Origin of the sequence: Bacillus sp. B15-48, assembly GCF_016879755.1 — a bacterium.
Lineage (GTDB): Bacteria > Bacillota > Bacilli > Bacillales > Cytobacillaceae > Mesobacillus_B.
Genome location: NZ_WOFU01000004.1, coordinates 322,496 through 347,064, shown reverse-complemented (window position 1 = coordinate 347,064; position 24,569 = coordinate 322,496). Strand labels below are relative to the sequence as shown.

The following is a 24,569-nucleotide window of genomic DNA, read 5'->3' as shown; positions in this document are numbered from 1 at the left end:
CCCAACTCTCTCACTCTTTCCACACGATTAAAAGTATATTAAAATATTTTTCGTCTCCCGAACTATTTTCCTTCCATTTTAGCTAAAAATCTGTAAACTAAGTTGGTATTTGTAATTTATATTGAGGAGAAACGGAAAATTGAATAGAGAAAAAAATAAATACCAGGACCAATCATTATTTACTATTACATGGCCTCTGTTTATCGAAATATCGCTCCATATGAGTATGGGGATTATAGCGACCCTAGTGTTAAGTGGATACGCAGACCAAGCAGTTGCAGGAGTTGGGGTAGCAAATCAACTTATCAATATTTTTATTTTAATCTTTAACGTTATCGCCATTGGTGCGACCATCTTGATAGGCCAAAACTTAGGTGCAAACGAGTTGGCTCGGGCACGACGTCTCGCCCGATCTGCTTTCGGAGTGAATTTCTGGGTTGGGATTGTAATGACCATTACCGTTGTCAGCTTTGGTGGGGTGCTTTTAAACTTTTACGGACTTAGCGGAGAGGTTTATCATTACGCTTATATCTTTTTAACTGTTACAGGGCTTTCGCTATTTATCGAAGCGATTGCTTTAGCGTTAAGCGCCGTTTTGCGCAGTTACGGGCACACAAGGGAGACGATGTTTGTCACCGTGATTATGAATGTCATTAGTATTATCGGTTATTTTATCGCGATAAAAGGCTGGTTCGGCATTCCGGTAACAGGTGTTTTTGGGGTTTCAATTTCGATTATCATCGCCCGGATATACTTAGTTGTCGCTCTATTTTACTATGTTTATAAAAAGCTAGCTTTGACCTTCCACTTAAAAGATGTGTTTTTAATCGATAAATCCGATGTGAAGGGGCTTCTATCGAATAGTCTTCTTTTAATTAGGAAGACTATTTTTCTTTTATTTTAGTCATGTTGCCTCAAGGATATCGAACAATATTGTATAAGAAATGAAGGAAGTATGCTAAAATTCACCTATAATATTATTTGAATTTTATAAAAATTAAAGTTACATAAACTTCTCATAATCAAAAATTTAACAGGGGGAAATCGAATGACGAACAAAGATGAAAAATGTTACTGCCTTGCAATTTTCAGAAAAAAATATGGAAATGATGTTCAAGGCAACTGTCTCAAAACAGAATGCGCTCGATACAGTCGCGAAAAGGAAAAAGAAAAAGATAGGAAGGATGCAAATTAAAGTAAATATTAGCAGGAGAAGGCACTTCTCCTATGAAACTTATTGATACCCGGAAAATAAAAAACACAGCATAGCTGTGCGTCATTTTCAAAACACGAGAAGATTAGGATAAACAACAAATGATTGCGCAGTTATCCATTTCCATGTTCCTTTATCTTATATTTTTTCAGCTTCCGATATAAAGTGGATCTCGCCATATTCAATTCCCGTGAAACCGCTGAGATATTCCATTCGGTTTCAATTAAGAGGCTTCTTATTTGTTGCCTTTCTGCTTTTTCAATCACCGTCAAGCTTGAATGTTTTTGGTCATCACGAGAATGCTTTCTTTTTACGTTTGCTAAGTACTCTGGCATTTGGCTCTCTGTCACTCCATCTGAGTCGCTAAAAATGACCGCATGTTCAAGAACGTTTCTTAATTCCCTTATATTTCCTGGCCAAGTATAACTCAAAAAGAAGTTTTTCGTTTTTTCAGATAGATGAAGAGAAGCTGATTTGTGATATTTTTTTCTAAAAATATTAAGATAATAGTTACAAATGGGAAGGATATCTTCTTTTCTTTCGCGTAGCGAGGGAACCGCAAACGAAATCACATTCAAACGAAAAAATAAATCGCTGCGAAACAGTCCCGCTTCAATCATTTCTTCTAAATTTCTGTTCGTTGCTGCAATGATTCTTACATCGATGTTGATCGTTTTTGAAGAACCTAATCTCGTGACCTCGTTTTCTTGAAGTACCCTAAGTAAATGCACTTGCAAATCGATTGGCATTTCCCCAATTTCATCCAAAAAGATGGTACCACCATTCGCTTCTTCAAATTTCCCTCTTTTTCCTTCTTTTTTTCCACCAGTAAATGTCCCGCTTTCATAACCGAAGAGCTCACTAGCAATTAGTTCCTTTTGAATCGCCCCACAATTGATGGCAATAAAGGGCTTTTCTTTCCTTGAACTCACTTCATGAATATATTTTGCAATCAGCTCTTTTCCTGTACCTGTTTCACCGGTAACGAGAATTGGGGTATCAACCCTTGCAATTTGCTCACCTTTTTGTAAAATCATTCGAATTTCTGGAGACTCCCCAATTAATTGATGATTTTTTGAAAGGGAGGAAGGGTTTGTTTTCGGACCATTTTCGTTTTTGAAAATTGTTACATAACCGATTTCTTCATTATTGATGATGATTGGTTTTACTTTGATGAAATGATACTCCTCCGTTTTCGTCATAAACTTTGCTGGGTTTTGAAGCCATTTCTTTATTTTTTGATGCGTTTGTTGTGTCCATTCTTTTTTCAATTTTAAGGCATGAAGTAATTTTTGATCCCCATTGACAAGAACATAATCGCTACTAAAGACAAGTACAGGTTGATCCTTCCATTTCGCTTTACATTGACGATAATAGTCTTCCAATTGCTTATATTTTTGACTATACATTGCAAGCAGTTGTTGTTCAATCATTTGCGCAAGTGAAACGGCTAAGCCAAGGGTGTGTGGTTGGGTACTCGGCCAAAGTCCAGTAAAATCAATCGCACCCATAACATTTTTGGTGTAAGGATGAAAAATAGGTGCTGATGAACATGTCATCGGATGGAAGCCTTCACAAAAATGTTCAGCAGAAAAAACCTGAATGGGCTTTTTGGAAACAAGGCTGGTCCCAATGGCGTTCGTTCCTGCCGCACTTTCACTCCAATCCATTCCGGGTGAAAAATTCATTTTTTCAACTTTTCTCATAATATCTGGTTCGCCTTTTAAATAAATCATTTTGCCGTTTTCGTCATTTAATGTAATTAAATAACCGGTTCCAATTAATGTTTCATATATAGGATCAATCATCGGTTTGGCGGCACGAAAAAGGTCTGACTCTGAGAGGAGATTTTCGAGTTCGAATGAAGTAAGTACCGTTTTGGCTTGTTTTTGTTCTGGATTAAGACCGATGGATTGACAACGGCTCCATGAATCAAGGATTTCACGGCGAACAACGGTTTGTAGATGGTCCAGTTTGAAAGGATCGGTAATAAAGTTTTCCCACTTCTGTTTAATTTCACCTGCTTTATTGCGCAAATCTTCGGTGGAATAAATAGAGAGAAAAGGATTTTGCACTTATATAAACCTCCTCTACATAGATATGGAGAAATTTTTAAAAAATAATGAGGAAGAAGATACATCCTTCTGAGAAGAGGGGTGTTATTTAGTTCTGAAAATTCAATCTATTTAAAATACTACCTTAGCCTGTTCGTTAAATCAATAGGTATTTCGTGTTTTATGAAAAAACATCCTGTAGCGCTACAGTTGTTGCGAAACACTACAAATCGCATTAGAGAAGACTACTATTCGCTTATATAATAGAAGATTTTTAGACTTATCCTTGGTTGGCACGGGTCTTGCATAAATAAAAGTAACAGCAAACAGAAAGCCTACATAACCGGCCTTAAACATTGCTGTAAACAATCATGTTTTTTATTTGAAGGGAGAGAGTTTTATTTGGCCAAATCACAAATTCTTGCCATTGATGCCGGTGGTACGATGACAGACACGTTCATTATTGATGAAAAAGGGGATTTTGTTGTAGGAAAGGCACAAACGACTCCGCTAGATGAACATATTGGACTATTAAACTCTGCGAGAGATGCATTGGACCAATGGGAGACGCAACCAGAAGCGGAGTTTCCGAATTTACTGGCGGGTGTCTATTCGGGAACAGCGATGCTTAACAGGCTTGTTTCACGAGTAGGACGCCGAGTTGGTTTAATCGTAAATAAAGGCATGGAGGATAACCACCGAATGGGTCGTGGGCTTCAGTCCTTCCTTGGCTACTCCTATTCTGACAGAATTCATATTAATACCCACCACTTTGATCCACCACTTGTTCCACGAAAATGGACGGTTGGCGTAACAGAAAGGGTGGATCTTTTTGGAAATGTGGTCATTCCACTCTATGAACATGAGGTTGAAGCAGCGGTTCAGAAATTAATCGATGAAGATGTCGAAGCCATCGTTATTAGCTTACTACATTCTTATAAATATCCAGCTCATGAAAGAAAAGTAAGAGATATGGCTGAACAAGTGGTAAAAAAATCAAATAAAGACATTAAAGTATTTGCAACCGTTGATTATTATCCAGTTCGAAAAGAATCTCATCGGACTAATACGACGATTGTTGAAGCATACGCTGCGGAACCATCTCGACAAACGTTAGCGAATATTGATACAGCATTGAGAGAAGCAGGAACCGAGTTCGACCTGCGAATTATGGCCAGTCACGGTGGAACGATCAGCATTAAAGCGAACGAGTTAGCGAGAACTTGTGTTTCCGGACCAATTGGTGGAATGGTTGGGGCCAAATATTTAGCGGAAAAACTTGGCTTGAAAAATGTTGCCTGTTCAGACATTGGCGGTACCAGTTTTGATATTGGGCTGATTACCCAAGGGGAGTTGTCGATTAACACAAGCCCGGATATGGCACGTCTTGTTCTATCTTTGCCGCTTGTTTCAATGGATACGACTGGGGCAGGAACAGGAAGCTTTGTTCGTATTGATCCAAACTACGGAAACATTACTCTTGGACCAGACAGTGCCGGCTCTCGAGTGGGGGTTTGTAACCCGCAAGGCGGCCTTGATACCGTAACGGTTTCTGATTGTCACGTTGTTCTTGGTCTAATTAACCCTGATAACTTCATTGGCGGTGTGATTAAGCTTTCAAAAGAAAAAGCCTATCAGGCCGTGAAAGAACAAATTGCGGACCCGCTTGGGTTAACTGTTGAGGATGCAGCGTATGGCGTTATTGAACTATTAGAATCGCAGCTACGCAATTACCTAGAATCGATGATTCTTGGAAAAGGCTATTCTCCATCACAATATGTTTGCTTCTCCTATGGTGGCGGTGGTCCATTGCACACGGCTGGCTATACGAAGGGGCTTGGATTTGAAGATGTTCTTATTCCTGCTTGGGCGGCTGGATTCTCTGCTTTTGGCTGTGGAGCTGCTGACTTTGAATATCGTTACGATAAAACATTGGATCTTAATGTCGCTGAACATGGAGAAGACTCTGATGTGTTACTTGCAGGTAGAGAATTACAAGCTGCCTGGGATGAATTAAAGGAAAAGGTAACAGAAGAATTTAAGAAAAATGATTATGCACCAGAAGAAGTCGATTTCAAACTGCTTTTCCGGATGCAGTATCAAGGGCAATTAAATGATTTAGAAATTGAGGCGCCTATCTCTGCATTTAGATCTGTGGATGATTGGCAAACATTGATTGAGACATTTGAAGAGACGTATGCAAGGGTTTATGCAAAGGCCGCTTTATCTCCTGAGCTTGGATACTCAATAACAGGCGCAATTGTTCGGGGTGTCGTTGATGTGGCGAAACCACAAATTCCAGAGGAGCCAATCTATGGGGAAATTCCTCCAGCAGATGCTTTCCTTGGACATCGGAAAATTTATTGGGATGGTGAATTCCTTCAAGCCAATATTTACGAAATGGAAAAATTGATGCCTGGCAACAAGATTCCCGCGTTTTCTATTTTAGAATCAACCGCGACGACTTTGGTTGTCCCAATTGGATTTGAAGCGTATCTTGATGAACACCGTATTTTCCACCTGAAGGAAGTAAAATAACCTAAATCATTTTAAAGGAGGAATTGAATTTGGCTAAAACTCTTTCTGACATTCAACAAACGAAACAGCCGATTGGCTGGGATGGAAAAACGTTAAAGCAAATGCGCAAAGAAATGGATGAAGTTAGTAGAGACACAGGGCACTATGCGGGCTTAGAGACCCTTCCATTTAAGGAAAGTGATCCGATTCGTTTTGAAAAAATCTATTCGAAGCTACGTGGTGGGGTCGTCCATGCGCGGGAAACCGCCAAGAAAGTAGCCGCGTCGCCAATCGTTGAGCAGGAAGGTGAATTATGCTTTAGCTTATACTCACCAGAAGCCGATTCGATTGTTACCTCTACAGGGATCATTATCCACGTAGGAACGATGGGTGCGGCGATTAAATTTATGATTGAAAACGATTATGAAGATAACCCAGGGATTGCCGATAAAGATATTTTCTGTAATAACGATAACCATGTAGGAAATGTTCATACATGTGATGTTCATACCCTTGTTCCTATTTTCTGGGAAGGAGAAGTCGTAGGCTGGGCAGGCGGTGTCACGCATGTTATTGATACAGGGGCTTCTGCACCAGGAAGTATGCCAATGGGTCCTGTTCAAAGATATGATGACGGCTATCAGGTAACTTGTCGAAAGATTGGTCAAAACGATACCCTTTCGAAAGACTGGCTTTTAGAAAGTACAAGGTCCGTTCGTGCGGTTAAATATTGGACCCTCGATGAAAAAACACGGATTGCCGGCTGTCATATGATTCGTGAACTTGTTTTAGATCTTATAAAAGAAGAAGGAATTGACGCGTACAAACAATTTATGCGTGAAATTATCGAGGATGGCCGCCGTGGCTTTGTCAATCAGGTAAAAACGATGTTGATTCCAGGAAAGTACCGTCAATCAAGTTTCGTTGACGTCCCATTTAAGGATTTAGATCTCCCATCGTTTGCAAAAATCAATTCAATTATCCATACGCCATCAGAAATTACTGTTCATAAAGATGCACAGCTTGAAATTGACTTTGAAGGCGCCAACCGTTGGGGCTGGCATCCGTTTAATGCGACACCGGTCTCGATTACGAGTGGAATTTGGGTGATGCTTTCGCAAACGCTCGTCCCGAATGACCGGATCAATGATGGAGCCTATTATGCGAGTAAATTCGGCATTCCGTATGGTTCGTGGTTTAATCCAGATGATATTCGTTCGGCCCACTCCAATACATGGCATGCACTCGTGGCTGCTTGGTCGCCATTGTGGCGTGGCTTGAGTCGCTCGTATTTTAGCCGTGGCTATTTAGAGGAAGTCAACGCAGGGAATGCCCATACTTCCAACTGGTTGATGGGTGGAGGATACGACCAATATGGTCAATTATCGGCGATGAATAGCTTTGAAACCTCCTCTTGTGGAGTCGGTGCCAGTGCGGTTCAAGATGGCATCAGCCACTCAGCCGCGCTTTGGAATCCAGAAGGTGACATGGGTGACATGGAAATTTGGGAGCTGCTTGAGCCACTCATCTTCTTAGGAAGACAAATTTTACCTGGTTCAGGCGGAGCAGGGAAATACCGCGGTGGAAACGGCTGGCAATCCCTTCGTTTAGGTTGGGGGGCAAAAGAATGGACGATGTTCGTTGCGGGTTCAGGTGTCATGGCGACAGATGGCGGTCTAATGGGCGGATATCCGGCATCGGCTGGTTATCGATTCCAAGCAAACAAGACGAACATCAAAGAGCGTATTGAGAAAGGCTTGCCAATTCCATTAGGTGGCGATGTTGATCCAGATAACCCAACCTATGAAGACAATATGGAAGCTGAAGTGATTTACCGTGACAGACAGGCGGTGTCGACACAAGAGGAGTTTCGTGACTATGATGTGATCATGAACTACCTTCGTGGGGGTCCTGGCTTCGGTGATCCACTTGAAAGGGATCCAAAACAGGTTGAAACTGATTTGAATGAAAAATATGTTCTGCTTCGCTATGCAGAACAAGTTTACGGCTGTGTCTTTACCGAAGCGAACGGTGTTTACACTGTTGATCTAAAAGGTACGGAAGAAAAACGCAAAGAAATTCGCAAGCAGCGTTTAGAGCGTAGTACGCCAACAAAAGAGTGGATGAAAGGTGAAAGAACGAAGATTCTAAACGAAGATGCGGCTCTGCAAGTCAGACATATGTACGCGCAAAGCTTTGCTTTAAGTGAAAAGTTCACAGATGAATTCAAGGGATTCTGGGATATTCCGGAAGAGTGGATGATTTATGAAGATGATCTAGGTGTGCCAACATTAGGGGCGCATATCAATCGTTTTAAACAATCGAAATAAAAACTATCTTACAAAGAGGTGAAAAACGTGGCAAAATACGATAAGAGACGAATAAACGAGTTAATTGACGGAACATTGGAGTTTTATCAATTAAAAGATATGATGACGAGTCATAAAGACCCCGAGCGTTTTGAAATTTATCGCGAAGTGTTGCAAGATCGTGTGAGCTGGGATGATCCAATCCTGCTTCCATATGGATTGCATTTGTATATCGTTCAAAAAGCAAATGGCGACCGTATCGTAAAATGCGATTGTGGCCATGAATTCTGTGACTATAAGGAAAATTGGAAGCTTCATGCAAGGATTTTTGTCCGCGATACCGAGGAGAAAATGAACGAAATTTATCCGAAGTTAATGTCTCCGGATCCAGAGTGGCAGGTCATTCGTGAATATTATTGCCCTAGTTGCGCTTCGCAACTAGATGTGGAAGCCGTTCCTCCATGGTACCCAATTGTGCTTGATTTTGAACCGGATATTGATACATTCTACAACGAGTGGCTGAAAAAACCGCTCCCAAAAGCAAAAGTATAATGAACGTTTACGACGGTCCTTAAGGATCGTCGTTTTTTTCTTAACAATTGACCCATACTACTAATGAAAGGAGGGACGACAATGACTAAACCATCCAACAGAAAAAACCAATCATCTACTGATCCAACCGAAGCGAGTCCACATGAATTTCCTGGTTATTCGGAAGAAATTGGACTTGAGGCATTAACAAAGAAAGCACTAGAAGAAACAAAGCGAGAAGGCGGAGCTTTTGCTAGTGAAAAAACGGATCGGTAACAGCTGGGTTCAGCTATGAATGCTTGTTCTTCTTTACAAGTATCGATCATACTTGTGATTTTCATATTACAAAAAAGTTCGTTTCTTCAGAATAAAACGCTGTTGATGTATCTAAAATCAACAGCGTTTTATTCATTTAATACTCCAAAGCGCTTTTCATTTGACCTCCAAAATGCTAGAAAATCAAGGATAACTCCCAATCGTAAGGATTTAATTTTTTATCTAAACAGAAAATTAAAAATAATTGTTTACTTTGGTATAACAATATTATATTATGTAATTAGTAAATAAATGAGTTAATATTTTGACGAAAAAGAAAGCGATTACATTCAATTAATCTCTTTCACTCAGTGGAAACAGTCTGTACGTATTTAATTGCGTCTATGAACGTGATAAAATGAAAGTCTTGTTACTAGAAAACTTGTTTGAGATATGACATTAAAATATGACTAGAAAAAGCATGACAGGTTCACTAAAACAGCATGCTGATAGGCAATCACAAAGTAGGAGTTGATGACAATATGACGAGTAAAATGAAAAAAAGCTCAATAGATCGTAACTCTTCAGTCCCGATCTATAAACAAATAAAGGAAATTTTGATTGAAGAGTTATCATCTGGGGATGGTGATCCGAATCGTCCCTTTAGTACGGAACAGGAACTTACTCGCCGCTTCCATGTGAGTCGGGCACCCGTTCGTCAAGCCCTCAAGGAGCTTACTAATGAAGGATACGTTTACCGCGAGCGCGCGAAAGGCACATTCCCTGTCCAAAAATTACCAGTACGACCTCCAGGGCTAGAGGTAGGGGGACTCGTTCGTTTCCTTCGTGAACAAGGAATTGAATGTCAATCGAACATACTAGGTGTCGACCGGGTATTTCCTACAGAAGAGTTAGGTGAAACACTCCATATTAAACCTAGTGAAGAAGTTTTACGAGTTTCGCGAATCATTTTACTTGAAGAGAAACCACTCATATGGACCCAAACGTATCTGTGCGTGTCAGAAGATTTCGAGCCAAGTGTACAAGAGGTTGGCGAAACAGATAGTGTCTTCGAACTTCTTGAAAGTGAACTAGGAATTTTCATTTCCCGAGGGGATCACCAAATCTTTGCATCAGGTGCAAACTGTGAAGAGGCACATGTATTGGATATCAATGAAGGAGAGCCGATCCTGATTATGGAAACGAAGCTATACACGCGAAATGACCAATTAATCGGTTGGAGAAAGGCTGTTCATAAAGCAGACGAATATAAGTTGTCTTTCACTGTTAATCGTTAAAGAATGGATATATGTGGGATGATGGAGGAATCAAATCCTAATTCCCACTTCTTCTTCTAAGTTGTTTCATTTGATTGTTCGTTATAAGGAACTGATTTGCGTTATCTTTTATAACGGTTTATTAAAAAAATGAGGGGGAATATGATAGTGAATTCGAAATCCCTTTAAAAACAGATATATACCAAGCATTATCTCGTCTGACCCCGACACTTGAAGCTGAAACCGCTTTCCTAGAGAAAAAGCACTTCGAAAAAACGTGAGGCGTAGGAGGAAGGTGATTATCTCAATTTTATCAATGGAATGTAGTTGCGACCTTGAATTTCACATTTAGGAAATGGCGCAATTATTTTTAACTGAATATTCAAAACAAAAAAACTTTATTAGCACTAATATTTTAGGAGGATCGTAAAATGGAAAAAAAGAAATTTTGGACTTATGAAAATAAATTAGTTATCATCTTCTTCTTTACAATTGGATTTGTCTTTTTTGATCGGTTAGCGATTAATTATCTATTCCCAATGATTTCTGCGGATTTAGGATTAAACTATACGCATTTAGGTTTACTAGGAGCAGGCCTTGCCTTAACTTGGTCGATCTCTGGTCCGTTAGGTGGATTTATTTCAGATAAAGTAAAAAGTAAGAAAGTCATGTTAGCCATCTTAGTTTTATTATTTTCTATCATATCTTTAATGCATGGGTTGGCACAAACATTTGCAATGTTATTCGTGCTTCGTCTATTAATGGGAATTGTTGAAGGTCCGCTAATTCCACAAACACAATCGATTTTAGCGATGGAATCTTCGGAGCGTCGTCGTGGTTTTAACTTAGGTTTTACTATGAATACAAGTAATGCATTATTCGGCAGTATTTTAGCACCTGTTGTACTTGTTTCCTTGGCAACATCCTTTGACTGGCATACAGCGTTCTATTTAACGATCATTCCTGGGATTATTTTAAGTTTCTTCATCTTAAAACAAGTAAAAAATCCAGATCCAACGAAGTTTCATGATCTGCATAATGTAAAATCGACAGAAAAAGTGAAAGTAAAAGACGTTCTTAAACATCGTAATATTTGGTTATCGATTGTTGTTTTCAGTTTGGTGATGACAACGCTTATGGCCTTCCAAATTTTTGGACCAACATATTTAGTTCAAGCAAAAGGCTTAACTAATACAACAATGAGTTTTGTCATGGCTGCATTTGGAGTTGGTTATGCGATCTTTGGTTTCTTAATTCCAACGATTTCAGAACGAATTGGCCGGAAGCCAGCATCGATATTCTCTGCGCTAATGTTAATTCTCGTCCCGCTAACAATCGTGTTTGTCGATTCGGTACCATTAATGATGCTGCTTCTCTTTATTGGCTCAGCTGGTTCAGGCGTCATCGGAATGTCCATGTCCGTTATTCCAGTTGAATCTGCACCATTGCAATTTTCAGGTCTTGCCGTCGGGTTAACGATTGGGATTGGAGAGTTCGTCGGGGGATTTTTAAATCCAATGATTAATGGAGCGCTAGCAGATGCATTCGGTATTCAAACACCGTTGCTCGTAGCTGCTTGCGCCGGTGTATTAGCTTTCTTATTCTCATTGTTCTACAAAGAAACAGCACCAGCGAAAGTTCAAGTAAACGAAGATCTAAAAAAAGTTGGGACAGATATGTAAAAAGGAAATTAGGGAGAATGACAAACGATAGTTAGTTACTTTTGGGATAACAAATATTGTTATCCCAATTTTTTCGTGTTGATGGCAGCTTTTAAAAGGAAAATGGCAAGACGTACAATTGAAAAAATATCAGAGTTCGATTATCTCTTCATATGGCCTGATTTTGAGTAATTCCTTTATTTTTATTTGCTCGCTGTTCTTATTTTGAAATATTATGTAAGAGACACCTCTTCTATTTGGTAGTGTTTGTTCACAAAATCACGGCGAAAGTTCAGTAAATAATCTAAACAGGTCTAAAACATTTAAAATATTTATCGTACTGAGGAGGATATGATTAATGGAATTAAGACAATTAAAATATTTGCAAGCCATCATTGAAGAGGGTTCTTTTTCTGGGGCTGCTAAAAAATTGCATATGACACAGCCCCCGATTAGCCAGCAATTAAAAAATTTAGAGAATGAGCTTGGAATCCCATTAATTGAGCGGACAACGAAAAAAGTAGTTGCAACAGAGGCTGGTAAAAAACTATATGAAAAAGCAACGGAAATTCTTGATTTAGTAGAGTTGGCACACGAAGAAATGAAAGAACTGAAAGAAGGAATTACCGGTACCCTATCGATTGGAACCATTACGACTCTTGGTTCAGAGCTTTTACCATCGAAGATCCAGCATTTTAGAAAACACTATCCTCTGGTTAATTTTCAAATTCATGAAGGGAGTCCCACTCGTATTGTGGAACTGCTTGAAAATAGAATTGTTGAACTTGGGGTGACGAGACTTCCTATCAATTCCCAAATCTATAATATGATTAGATTACCTGAGGAACCAATGATCGCCGCAATGAATCATGAATGGGACATTTCAAATGGATTTCCCTATATTAATCTGTCCAATCTGGAAAACAAACCATTAATGTTACTTAGAAGGTCACAAGTAACTTCCACGTACAATCACACTTTATTTGATCCCGAACAGATGGAAGATATATTTAAAACCATAAAATTTGAACCAACGATTATATCGGAAAGTGATAACATCGCTACTTTATTAAACTGGGCTTACCATGGGATTGGTATTGCTATAGTCCCTAAGTCTGCGATGAAGCTTATACCAAATAAAGAGATTATCTTTAAAGAAATCATCAATCCAGTTTTGAAAACCCGGACCCCCTGTATTATTTGGCGTAAAAAAGGATACTTATCAACTGCAACAAGAAGGTTTTTGGAATATTTTAATGTGTAGGATTGGAGACTAGACAGTTTTTTTAGAAGTCGACTTATTCGAAAATGATATAAATAACAAACAAAATTAATATTTCAAATATAAAAAAAATTCTGTTAATCTAAGGGTAGAAAATTTTGATTGAACAGGAGTGTTTTACATGATTAGTGAGGAACAGAATCGAGAACTTACTAGAGTTGGCAAAGGAACACCTATGGGAGAATTGTTACGGCGTTATTGGCATCCTATTGCAGCAGTTACAGAATTCGAAGATAAGGAGACAAAACCAGTTCGTCTTATGGGTGAAAACCTCGTGTTGTATAAAGATTTATCTGGAACGTATGGGTTGATCGATCGGCAATGCCCCCATAGACGTGCTGACATGGCATATGGTTGGGTTGAAGAGTGTGGCTTAAGGTGCAGCTATCATGGATGGACCTTCGATGAGAAAGGAGCTTGTGTTTCCCAGCCCTATGAAGACACTATAAAAGGAACAGAGAAAAACAAAAGGTTCCGTGATTCCGTTGAAATGACATCTTATCCTGTAAAGGAAATGGCAGGAATGCTTTTTGCCTACCTGGGTCCATTGCCAGCACCTGAACTTCCTCGCTGGGAAATTTTTGATTATAATAATGGTTTTGCTCAAATTGTTCTATCTGAAATCCCATGTAATTGGTTACAGGGGGTAGAGAATAATGTTGATCCCGTACACTTCGAATGGATACATGAGAATTGGACGGAGCGACAAAGCGGTAAGAAACACAATTCAGCTGCTACGCATTTGAGTATTGATATCGATGAGTTTGAATATGGCATTACGTATAGACGTACCTTGCAAGAAGAGTATGAAGAAAATTCAGATGATCGTCGGCAGCGGCTCATTTCAAATGATTATTCTCGGATGCACCTAATGCCAAACATCTTTTGTCCGATAGGTACTCATCTTGAGTACCGTGTTCCTATAGATGACCATAACACTCTCAGTGTTGCATTTTCTTGGGAAGCGGTTCCTCTAGAGCAACAACCTTATGTTCAAAACCGTATTCCCCATTGGTATGGTCCGATAAAAGATTCGGAAACAGGAAAATGGATTACGACTCACGTGCTCAATCAGGACATTGTTGGTTGGGTAGGGCAAGGAACGATTACAGACAGAAACAATGAACATCTCGGAGCCTCAGACGTAGGAATCATCGCACTTCGAAAGGGCTTAAAGGAAAACTTAAAAGCAGTTGAAAAAGGGCTCGATCCATCAGGAGTGATTAGAGATCCAGAAAAAGCCAAACTAGTCGCTTGGCCAGAAGATAGACGGTCAGTGTTGGAAAAAGGATTGGCTTTTGAGGATTGGTGTCGAAAAAAACTGCATGAATTAAGGCTAACAATTGGTACAGATTTCTCAAATAGAGATTATTACGCTTTTAGTGCAGGGCAACCCGAGCATGTAAAGCAAGAGTATGAAGAAGCTATGGGTCTAAAAACAAAGACAAGCGTTAATACCAACTGAACTTTACGAACACAAAATAACCATGCCGGTAGACAAAATTGAATGCTGCGTCCTTGACCGATGACGCAGCGTATTTACTGAAAGATGCTGAACGAAATAGAAAAACTGCACTGAACAAGAGTGAACCTTTCAGAGTGGTAGAAGAAAAGAGCGTACGACAGTTGAGGGCAGGAGAATTAGTGTGCATATTTGATTGAATGGAGGTGTAATTTATTGGAATTCTATGAAACTAACATACAAAAAGAAAAAAGACAACTCCTTGATCAGATAGAAAGAAAGGATTGTTCACTCGTTGAAGACTGGTTATATCCTACGTGTGGAGTGAAAATGGTGGAAATAAAAATGGAGAAAGGGGGTGCGCGAAGAATAGGCAATCAGTTTAAGAAGGTATACAAAGATGCAATCATTGGAACGATTGGTGGAGAAAAGAGTCTTATATTATTCGTTAAAGAGAACTCAGAGGGAATGGTCCTTTTGGAAAAACTATGAATATAGTCTGGACTCCGATTAATAGAACAGGCGTCACCTGTGCTAGATAGGTTCAATCAATATACACGATTAGGTTAGAAGGCGTACGTACATTGAATAGCCTCCAATATATTCACAATTGATATAGATTTGCAGCATAGCTCGTAATGAACGCAGATCTCTTTTGCATTTAATATTATAAAAGTCTATATAGATATTTTGAAAGCGCATACAGAGGGGCAATGGCGGATTATTGGGATCGTTTCAATAATGATTTAAAATAAGATTAAATGAGAGAGGAAGTTAATATGAAACCGTTATCTGAATTAAGAGTATTGATTATTGGAGGAGGAATAGGTGGGGCATCAGCCGCGGTTGCCTTAAAGAAAATTGGTATTAACGCGGATCTGTTTGAGCAAGCTTCAGAAATTAAAGAGGTCGGAGCCGGGATAGGTATGCGAGCAACATCCGTGAAATTTTTTAAGGATTGGGGAATTTATGATAGAATCCAAAGCAAGACTGAAGTGAGCTCACATATAGAGATCAGAACGGCCATGAATCACCTCATTACAAAAGAGGCATGGCCTGTTTTAACAGATAACCCTGATGAAAATTGTGTGCTATTAGTGCATCGTGCAGACTTAATCGATATTTTTTTGAATCAATTAGCACCTGAAAACATTCATTTGAATTACAAGCTTGAGCAGATCATTGATCATGGAGATTATGCAGAAGCTCGTTTTGAAAATGGGAACAGTATTGAAGCCGATCTGATTATTGGAGCAGATGGGGTTCGCTCGCTTGTTAGAAATCAGTTATTTAGTGATGCACCGCCAGTTTATTCAGGAACACATGCTTACCGGGCAATTGTCAAAGACAAAGAGGCCTTTGAATTTGTCCCTGACAATACATTCAAAGTTTTCGTTGATTTTCATGCCCACATTTATCTCATGCCATTGCACCACAGAAATGAGGTTTCGTTTGATGTGACGGCAGAATCATCAGACCCATCATGGGCACCTGAAGTAACGATAGAAGAAATTGTTGCATTGTTAGAAAATTTTGACCCTCGGTTCAAGAAAATCGCGGCAAGTGTCGATCATTATGTTAACCGATCTATCCATGATATAGATCCTCTGGATTGTTGGCATTCCAACAGTGTCGTACTCCTAGGCGATGCAGCACATGCCATGCTCCATCATCAAGGACACGGTGCAAATACTGCTGTACAGGATTCAGGAGTTTTGGCTGAGGAATTGAGCAAAGCGGATTCAATTCCGGAAGCATTACAACAATATCAGGCACGCAGAAAACCAATTACAGATTTATATCAGAAAATTTCTCGTAAGCCTCCAAAACCAGGAGCTGATACTATATTTACAGAGATTCCGGAGAAAATGGTGATGAAAAAATCTTAATTGTTAAAATGAAGGAGGGATTCACGAATGCCATTACATCCTGAAATTAAAAAAATGTTGGAATCAATTCCTAAGTCAGATGTGAAGGAGAAAATAGTTCTAGAGAAAATGAGGGAAATTTTGAATATTCCTTCTATTCCTGCTGAAAAGCGTGTACAAGTTCATTCTATCGAAGAAAGAACCGTTTCGACTTCTGAAACAGAAATACCAGTTCGCATTTATACACCAGAAGAAAAAAACTTCTATCCAATTTTGATGTATTTTCACGGTGGTGCATTTTTCTCAGGAACTTTAGAAAGTCATGATGAAATTGCTCGTCCCATTGCGATGGAATCTGGTTATAAGGTGATATCGGTAGACTATCGCCTTGCTCCAGAACACCCATACCCTGCTGCTTTACAAGATTGCTATGATGTCGCCAAATGGGTAACGGAAAATAAGGATGAACTAAAATGGGACGGAGTGAATCTTGCAGTTGCGGGTGATAGTGCAGGTGGTAATCTAGCTGCCGCAGTTTCTCTCATGGCACGTGACAAAAAGGAGTTTGTCATTACGCACCAAGTATTATACTACCCATCCCTAGATCTGGACTTGAGCGAATTTCGGTACCCCTCACTATTTGAAAACCGAAAGGGCTATGGTGTAGAAAGTGATCAATTAGCTGAGTTTTGTTCTTTCTACTTATCTGGAGGTGCAGACCCCAATGATCCACTCGTTTCACCAATTAAAAAAGAAAACTTAAAGCATCTTCCTTCAGCACTTGTCATCACAGCAGAATTCGATCCAATGCGTGATGAAGGGGAGCAATATGCTGCAAATTTAGAACAATATGGTATAAGTGTTGAATTGAAAAGATATGAAGGTGCGACTCACGGATTTTTGGGCAAATTTACACATCTTGAGGAATATCAAGATGTGTATAAGCGAACGGGGAAATTTTTAAAAATTGAGGGCTAGAGGTGAAAAGGTGTTTTAGGAGAAATGGTCTTTTTCATATAGGCCATCCGGTTCATGTTTATTTTGTTGTTAAAACAGGAACGTAGCCAAAAATGGTTGCGTTCTTTTTGTTTTCTTGATAACAACCATTCGTCTACCCCCTTGGCGTTATGGCATAGCCAAACAGCAAAAATATTGTTGAGAAAATCTCACAACATCCTGTAAGAAATGAATAAACCATGCCGCGGCAAAGACTTTCGTTTGATACATGCTTCTACACAAATACACTTACACTTTTTATTGTCCATGAATGAGAAGTTTTCCACGTCATAAAGAAATGATGAGAAGTAAACATTCATATTGATATAAATAAGCAGTGATGTGAAATTAAAAATCATAATTGTTTATTTTGACACATAATGAAATACGAGCAGGATGAAGTTACTAAAATGCTACACTCGTAACGGGATTGAGGAGTGAACGATATGTCATCTAAAAAAGAGTTGCATGAGATTCTAGAAAGGGGTGAAAAGGTTTCGGAACGAGGGGAGAAGGCAGCATTCCTCATGCTCATGGAAATTAGCGGCTCCTCTTATCGAAGACCAGGTGCCAAGATGATGATCGCGAGTGATGGCGAAATTTCTGGGACTCTTAGTGGCGGCTGTTTGGAAAAGGATTTACTTGAATATGCAAAAATAGCAATCGCTCAAAATAAGCCTATGGTGAAAACCTATGATTTAAGTGAAAATGAATTGTGGGGACTTGGTGTTGGCTGTAACGGAGCAGTTGACGTTCTCATCCTACCGCTTGAACAACATTCCACTTTTTGGGGTAAAGTGAAAGAGGAAGTCTCTTTTAATCGAATATTCCATTTAATTTTTGAAGTGGAGTCAGGAGAAGGATGGCTAATTGATACTTCTAATCAAGTCATCTATCAAACAGATAACGACTTGCCTATGGAAGTGATACAAAGAGTTCATTCAAATGACCAAAAACATAAACACCTTACTAAAGTCATTCATTTCAATGATGTCCGTTATGTAATTGATTCTGTGCAACCACTTGAAAAATTAATTATCTGTGGGGCAGGTGATGATGCCGTTCCCGTTGTAGATTTAGCTATTAAAGCGAATTTTGATGTGACCGTTCTCGACCCAAGACCGTTACTAAATCACGCTAGCCGATTTCCAAACGCCAAACATTTTGTTCAGGAACCATTTAATCTTAAGCCTAATCCCCTCACATTAAATAATGCCTGGTGGGTCATTATGAATCATCATATGGAGCGAGACAAAGCGGCATTGAAATTAGCACTAGAATCGAGGCCAAAGTATGTTGGTGTCCTTGGTCCTGTTCGTCGAACGGATCAATTACTTGAAAATTTATCAATTTCAGCTGAAAACCTCCCACTTTACGCACCGATAGGCCTTGATTTAGGTGCTGAAACCGTTGAAGAAGTTGCCATTAGTATTGTTTCTGAACTGCTAGCATTGCGTAACCATAAGCAGTCCTTACATTTAAAAGGAAAAGGGAAAATACATGATTAATGGGAAGGGAGAAAGCAAAGATCATCTTTTTTAAAAGAAAGGCTCTACCCTGAAATAACATTTATCCACAGTTATTTCAGGTAGCCAAAAGAAAAGATAGTAAAGTAATTATAAATATTCAGAGCAACGATTCAGTCAATTTTATACAACTATGCATGAACATCTTTCACACGAGTAGTTATCACAATATTCAGAATTAATTTGTAACCATGACTATTTTCGGATAAAATGAAATGATAAGAAGGAACTTTAAAAACAGAGGTGTTAAAGGTCATTTTAAAAAAGAACGTAAATGACTCATTTGGAGCAGTCATTTTAGCAGCAGGAATGTCCAAACGGATGGGAGAACCGAAGCTCTTACTGCCAATTAAAAATAAACCGATGTTTCTTTATTCAGTACATACCGCAACTTCCGCTGAATTGTCACCAATTATCGTTGTCACAGGACCCAAACATGATAAGATGAGCTTATTAGTTGATCGAAGTGATATTACCATCTTGGAAAATACTGAATATGAGCAAGGGATGGGCACCTCCTTACGAAAAGGAATGGAACAGATGGCGAAGAAAAATGTTGATGCTGCTTTTGTCATGCTCGCTGATCAACCATTTGTTCCATCTAAATTACTTTCACATATGATTCACCTATACCACCAACATCGACCAAATGGTTATTTAATTATCCAGCCCCAATACAAGACAGGCTACGGGCATCCCGTTTTGTTCGATAAATCTTTATTCGAACAATTCGCTCACCTAAAAGGGGATGTCGGCGGGAAATATTTACTTGAGAAATATACAAACGAAGTGATAAGATTTTCAGTTGCAAATCCTTCTTGGAATTTTGACGTCGATGATATAGAGGACTACAAACAAGCGAAAAAGATAATGGATAACCACCGATAGGAACTATTTGATTCAATAAAACTTCCGAATTTTTTAAGTAAACAGAACTGATCTTAATTGTTAGAAGGACCAGATATCAGTTTTTTTACCTTTACATCGATGAACAGCTAACAAAGCTGTTCTTTTTCTATCAGATGAAAAAATATATAAATTTTAATTCCAATAAGGAGGACTCGTTATGAACATTACACCAAAACCAGCATCCACTGTCGTATTAATGGATGATGATAAACGAATCTATTTAACAAAAAGGCCTGCCACAATGAAATTTATGGGGGGATACCATGTCTTTCCTGGCGGATCCGTGGAAAAGGCGGATGAGTTGATGGATATTGAGTACATAAAAACAAACAACCAACAGAATTCTATTGATTTCGCTTACTATATTGCTGCCGCAAGAGAATTATACGAGGAAGTTGGAATTTTCCTTGCTAAAACAAATGATGGATCACCAATTAAAATCGCTAAAGAACAACAAAGGACTTACCGTAGACAACTTCAGAATGGAGAAATTACGTTTAACCAATTATTCGCAAAAGAGAGATTGCAGTTTCAGAGTGATTGGTTAACCTATTTTGGTCAAATCATTACCCCATCAATTAGCAAGATTCGCTTTGATACACGGTTTTTCCTTGCTAAGCTCCCAGACGGACAAACCCCTGAAGCAGATTTGTTTGAAATTGATGAAGCACATTGGTTTACAGCAGAAGACGCTCTAGATGCATATGAAAAGAAAGAAATAATGCTAGCACCACCGACCATTTTAACTCTAAAGACATTGATTGATTTTCATAACGGTGGTGCGCTAATGTTATCTGTGACGGAACATGATTTATTGGAATTACTTAAACAACAAGCGAATAGTTAGGTTCGATAAAGTCCACAACTCCTTCTTGAACCAATTTATGTAGATGTGCTTCAATCGTCAGTTTCGCCACATTAAAAACGGATGGATGAATGCTGGATTCATAAATAATCTCAGTAAGTTTACGAGAGGTTACCTGCTTATGCTCCTTTAACAAGGTGATTATTTGGGATTCCCGAAATAATCGACGGCTTAAAACAAATTCAATTTGTTCATATGGTTTCGTAACCCAATTGCCATGACCTGGAGCAATTTTTGAAATGTTTAACGTTTTTAACCGATTTAACGATTGAATATAGTCGGTCATATCTCCATCAGGCGGGCCAATCCATGTAGTTCCTTCGGCAACGATGTTATCTCCTGCAATTAAAATTTGTGAGGATGGCAGGTACAGACCTAAATGACCAGGTGTATGTCCAGGAGTGTGAAGAATGATGATTTGTTCACCCCCTATGGTCATTCTGTCTTCATCATCTAAGGTTGAAATCTTTTTGTAAGGCGCAATTGCCTCTAGCGTTTGACTTTTTTCTTCCTTATGAAAAGAAACGACCGCGTCCCAGTTTGTTAACTGACGGACACCAAGGGCATGATCTGGATGCGAATGAGTGAGGATAATTTTTTTAGGGATTGCTAATTGATGTTGAGCAATCGCCTTGTTAAGGTTTATCTTTGTCTCTTCTGAATCATAGCCAGCATCTACTAATAGACATTCGTCTTCATTGCCAACAAGATAGCAATTTGTTGTTGTATGCGGATATAATGTCGGAGTCGGAATCGGGATTCGGATCACTTTTAACTCTTTTTTCCTATGCACTAGTTATCAACCCTTTAAATTCAAAATGATTTTTTCATAACGATAATCTTATTCTACAGTATACAAGAGGATAAGCGTTAACAAAGTGAACATTTAGAATTATTTTAAAAATAGATAACGAGACGTGAAAAAACTCCACTCGTTCTAGTGACAACAGAAGACAGATGGGAACCAATTTGTTTTTCGTCATAATGAGGATGATTTTGTCATATACATCCTCAAAATAAAAAAAGAGGTGGGAAAATGCTTTTTAAAATGGGCAGGCGGTTTATTTGGATGCTCTTTGGCAGCATAATAATCTCTTTGATTGGCGTAATCCTGTTTATGATTGGACGAACGTATTTTCATAATCAATCGATTACTCAAAAAACACTACCTAGGAAAAATCACGTTAAATCGAAAAGGATAGGGAAAATTCGGATTGTTTAACTTCTCCGTCCTATATTACCTGTTCAAAAAATGTTCGATTATTCTCTTATAAATAGGCGAGTCTTCCTGCTTTGTAAACCTTATTGCAGTGTAAGACTGTCTTTCTAATTCACTGAAAATTCATAAATATGAGGCGATTTATTGGTCCATATAGTAAGATGATAGAAAAGGTAGCTTAATAGACAAAGAATAACTATTTTAACGTATCGTAATAGGAGGACCAAAAAATGAAAGCTTGGTTAGTGAAAGAATTAGGAGAACCAGAAGACGTATTAAAAATGGAAGAAATCCCCCTACCTACACGAAAAGAATTTGAAGTGACGATAAAAGTAGAAGCAGCTGCACTTAACTTTTTTGATATTTTACTATGCCAAGGAAAATACCAAGAAAAACCACCTCTTCCTTTCACATTCGGCTCTGAAATCTCAGGTACGGTCGTAGAGGCTAGGAAGGATGGGCCATTTAGGAAAGGGCAGCGTGTGGCCGCTTTGCCAAAACTGCCAACAGGCGGACTTGCTGAATTTGTGTCGGTATCAGAAGCCGATGTCTATACGATTCCAGATCTGATGACATGGAGTGAGGCAGCGGCAATGAGTGTTACGTATCGTACTTCCTATTATGCCTTGTTTAATCGTGGACAACTTCGAGCAGGAGAAGTGTTGCTCGTCCATGCTGGTGCCGGTGGAGTTGGGTCGGCTGCAATTCAATTAGGGAAAGCTGTCGGTGCTAAAGTCATTGCAACCGCCGGAGGAGAGGAAAAGACCAAGATTTGCGCCGACATGGGCGCGGACGTTGTCATTGATTATCATACCGAAGATTTTGTTGACATTGTAAAAAAAGAAACAGCTGGAAAAGGAGCAGATGTCATCTATGATCCAGTTGGCGGAGACGTGTTTGACCGTTCACGAAAATGTATCGCTTTCAACGGAAGAATTTTAGTCATTGGCTTTGCAGGTGGAACGATCCCAACTGTGCCTGCCAATCATGTTTTAATAAAAAATTATTCGGTCGTCGGAGTTCACTATGGATACTATGCAAAACTATTTCCGGAACAAGTGCGGGTCGAACACGAAAAAATAATGAAACTATATGAAGAGGGAAAAATTACCCCTTTAATTTACCGGGAATTTTCTTTTAATCAAGTGCCTGAGGCGCTGAATTTACTAGCAACAAGAAAAACATGGGGGAAAGTGGTTGTGAAGAACCAAGAATCTGCGAATTCACTTTAGATAATAGGCGAGAACCCTCGTGACTTCAGTCATGAGAAGAATCGCCTTCGGATACGGTCTAGTGCTCGAAAACCGCGAGATTTTGTACTAGATTAAGTATCCGACATGTCAGCTAAACTTTTTGTATCCCACATTAAACATGCTATAATATAACTAGAAATTGTTCTTTGAAAACTGAACATATAGGGTTGATGCAGGAAAAGCTCTGCATCGTAAAATGTTCAAGCAACACGAACAAAAAACCGTTACATGTAGCGATAGCCAAGCGCATGTGATTATCAATACGGGGTTCGCTTGGTTCCTCGTCAAACAGTTCACCTCTTAAATGAGGTGATTGAATCGGTATGCCAACGGGCGTATATTGGGCTGTTGATACCAGAAGGCGATTTTTGCCTTTACAAGCTCGTGACTTCAGTCATGAGTTGTTGACATTATAAATGAAAACTCATTTCATAAGACTACGACCCTACTTATTTAATATTCCATGTTGAAGGTTCATGTAATTATTTAAGCAAAATCGTCTTCTCCAGTCGAGAAGACGATTTTGCTTTTTTGCTATACTCCTAAATTTTTGATCCAAGCCCAGTGCATGAGCCACTATCAAATAAAAAGTTTTTTAAAAATCACTTTTTTTGCTTTAAAATTATCGTAATATTTGACTTTTTTCTGAATTCCGTTACTATTATTATAGTAAGAACATTATAAACCTTTAATTTTAAAACCCGATTCTTACATGATCTTAATTAGTTTTGGAGGTTATTAACATGAAATTAAAACAAATTGAAAACTGTTTATCAAATGAAATGATGGAATTATTACAAGGAAATTCACTCGTTATGTTAAATGCTTATGACGCAGAAGAAGGACGGGTCCTTTCAAATGCATTATCATGGGTGTTTGCTACAGATGAAAGCACCATTCGATTTGCTGTTGACCATAAGTCACGCTTAGTTAAATTAGCGGCCTTAAATACAGAATTCGTCTTTACTATTATCGGATTGAATAAAGTTTATTCTATTTATGGAAAATCAAGTATTAAAAAGCAGCTAACAGAGGAAATGACACTTAAAATGTCCATCATTGAAGTAGATATTGACGAAATTAGAGACATCACTTTCTATGGCGCTGAAATTACGCAAAATCCAACATTCCGAAAAACGTATAATGAAAAGCTTGTGAAAAAGCTTGACGATGAAGTTCGGAATGAAATTGAAAGCGTTTAATTATTCGCATTCTTCCATTTTAACAGTAAAACGAGAATATATTCACGAAATAAGGAACAGATGCTAGCAATGATTTGCATAGCTTCTCGTTCCTTATTTATTTTTAATTTAGTCTGAATATGTACTTTGACCCGTTTCTAGTTGGGAAGTATAATCAGGAATGGGAGTTG

At 38.8% G+C, this 24,569-nt stretch carries 20 protein-coding genes; 18 read left to right on the top strand and 2 right to left on the bottom strand.

What is annotated here, in order from left to right:
• Positions 1-139 precede the first annotated feature (139 nt).
• Both GNT69_RS15000 and GNT69_RS14995 read left to right on the top strand, forming a co-directional pair.
• A complete protein-coding gene (locus GNT69_RS15000) occupies positions 140-904 on the top strand; it encodes an MATE family efflux transporter (protein ID WP_239094240.1) in 765 nt (254 codons plus the stop codon).
• A 144-nt stretch (positions 905-1,048) separates the two neighbouring features.
• A complete protein-coding gene (locus GNT69_RS14995; RefSeq protein ID WP_203555785.1) occupies positions 1,049-1,195 on the top strand; it encodes a hypothetical protein in 147 nt (48 codons plus the stop codon).
• Between the two features lie 131 nt (positions 1,196-1,326).
• Here the strand turns inward: GNT69_RS14995 and GNT69_RS14990 are convergent, their stop codons facing one another.
• The gene (locus tag GNT69_RS14990) at positions 1,327-3,288 is read right to left on the bottom strand and encodes a sigma 54-interacting transcriptional regulator (RefSeq protein ID WP_203555784.1); all 1,962 of its coding nucleotides are present in this window, start codon (positions 3,286-3,288) and stop codon (positions 1,327-1,329) included.
• A 381-nt stretch (positions 3,289-3,669) separates the two neighbouring features.
• Between GNT69_RS14990 and GNT69_RS14985 the strand changes: the two genes are divergently transcribed.
• The 14 genes from GNT69_RS14985 (at position 3,670) to GNT69_RS14920 (ending at position 20,707) form a co-directional block, all read left to right on the top strand.
• Positions 3,670-5,805, top strand: a complete 2,136-nt coding sequence (locus tag GNT69_RS14985) for a hydantoinase/oxoprolinase family protein (protein WP_203555783.1) — start codon at positions 3,670-3,672, stop codon at positions 5,803-5,805.
• Between the two features lie 29 nt (positions 5,806-5,834).
• Positions 5,835-8,114 (top strand): hydantoinase B/oxoprolinase family protein, encoded by a 2,280-nt coding sequence (locus GNT69_RS14980; protein WP_203555782.1) that lies wholly within the window; start codon positions 5,835-5,837, stop codon positions 8,112-8,114.
• Between the two features lie 27 nt (positions 8,115-8,141).
• The gene (locus tag GNT69_RS14975) at positions 8,142-8,645 is read left to right on the top strand and encodes an acetone carboxylase subunit gamma (RefSeq protein ID WP_203555781.1); all 504 of its coding nucleotides are present in this window, start codon (positions 8,142-8,144) and stop codon (positions 8,643-8,645) included.
• 81 nt (positions 8,646-8,726) lie between these two features.
• Positions 8,727-8,900: a hypothetical protein gene (locus GNT69_RS14970; RefSeq protein WP_203555780.1), complete on the top strand. Its 174-nt coding sequence runs from the start codon at positions 8,727-8,729 to the stop codon at positions 8,898-8,900.
• A gap of 521 nt (positions 8,901-9,421) precedes the next feature.
• Entirely contained in the window at positions 9,422-10,177 is a 756-nt protein-coding gene (locus GNT69_RS14965; protein WP_203555779.1) for a GntR family transcriptional regulator, read from the top strand.
• A 410-nt stretch (positions 10,178-10,587) separates the two neighbouring features.
• A complete protein-coding gene (locus GNT69_RS14960; protein ID WP_203555778.1) occupies positions 10,588-11,838 on the top strand; it encodes an MFS transporter in 1,251 nt (416 codons plus the stop codon).
• Positions 11,839-12,175: 337 nt separating this feature from the next.
• On the top strand, positions 12,176-13,081 hold the full coding sequence (locus tag GNT69_RS14955; RefSeq protein WP_203555777.1) for a LysR family transcriptional regulator: 906 nt from the start codon (positions 12,176-12,178) through the stop codon (positions 13,079-13,081).
• A 139-nt stretch (positions 13,082-13,220) separates the two neighbouring features.
• Positions 13,221-14,564 carry an aromatic ring-hydroxylating oxygenase subunit alpha gene (locus GNT69_RS14950; protein ID WP_203555776.1) on the top strand — a complete coding sequence of 448 codons (1,344 nt, stop codon included), beginning with the start codon at positions 13,221-13,223 and terminating at the stop codon, positions 14,562-14,564.
• A 213-nt stretch (positions 14,565-14,777) separates the two neighbouring features.
• Positions 14,778-15,053 (top strand): hypothetical protein, encoded by a 276-nt coding sequence (locus GNT69_RS14945; RefSeq protein ID WP_203555775.1) that lies wholly within the window; start codon positions 14,778-14,780, stop codon positions 15,051-15,053.
• Between the two features lie 287 nt (positions 15,054-15,340).
• A complete protein-coding gene (locus GNT69_RS14940; protein ID WP_203555774.1) occupies positions 15,341-16,450 on the top strand; it encodes an FAD-dependent oxidoreductase in 1,110 nt (369 codons plus the stop codon).
• Between the two features lie 27 nt (positions 16,451-16,477).
• Positions 16,478-17,407, top strand: a complete 930-nt coding sequence (locus GNT69_RS14935; RefSeq protein WP_203555773.1) for an alpha/beta hydrolase — start codon at positions 16,478-16,480, stop codon at positions 17,405-17,407.
• Positions 17,408-17,871: 464 nt separating this feature from the next.
• Positions 17,872-18,933, top strand: coding sequence for an XdhC family protein (locus GNT69_RS14930; protein WP_203555772.1), 1,062 nt, complete (start codon positions 17,872-17,874; stop codon positions 18,931-18,933).
• Between the two features lie 261 nt (positions 18,934-19,194).
• Entirely contained in the window at positions 19,195-19,839 is a 645-nt protein-coding gene (locus GNT69_RS14925) for an NTP transferase domain-containing protein (protein ID WP_203555771.1), read from the top strand.
• Between the two features lie 178 nt (positions 19,840-20,017).
• Positions 20,018-20,707, top strand: a complete 690-nt coding sequence (locus GNT69_RS14920) for an NUDIX hydrolase (protein ID WP_203555770.1) — start codon at positions 20,018-20,020, stop codon at positions 20,705-20,707.
• Here the strand turns inward: GNT69_RS14920 and GNT69_RS26035 are convergent.
• Positions 20,685-21,518, bottom strand: a complete 834-nt coding sequence (locus GNT69_RS26035) for an MBL fold metallo-hydrolase (protein WP_203555769.1) — start codon at positions 21,516-21,518, stop codon at positions 20,685-20,687. The two genes, GNT69_RS14920 and GNT69_RS26035, sit on opposite strands and share 23 nt — an antisense overlap.
• Positions 21,519-22,174: 656 nt before the next feature.
• On the opposite strand from GNT69_RS26035, the gene GNT69_RS14910 reads away from it, so the two are divergent.
• Together GNT69_RS14910 and GNT69_RS14905 are read left to right on the top strand one after the other, a co-directional pair.
• Complete coding sequence (locus tag GNT69_RS14910; protein WP_203555768.1) at positions 22,175-23,176, top strand: NADPH:quinone oxidoreductase family protein; 1,002 nt, start codon at positions 22,175-22,177, stop codon at positions 23,174-23,176.
• 764 nt (positions 23,177-23,940) lie between these two features.
• On the top strand, positions 23,941-24,399 hold the full coding sequence (locus tag GNT69_RS14905) for a PNPOx family protein (protein ID WP_203555767.1): 459 nt from the start codon (positions 23,941-23,943) through the stop codon (positions 24,397-24,399).
• The last annotated feature ends 170 nt before the right edge of the window (positions 24,400-24,569 follow it).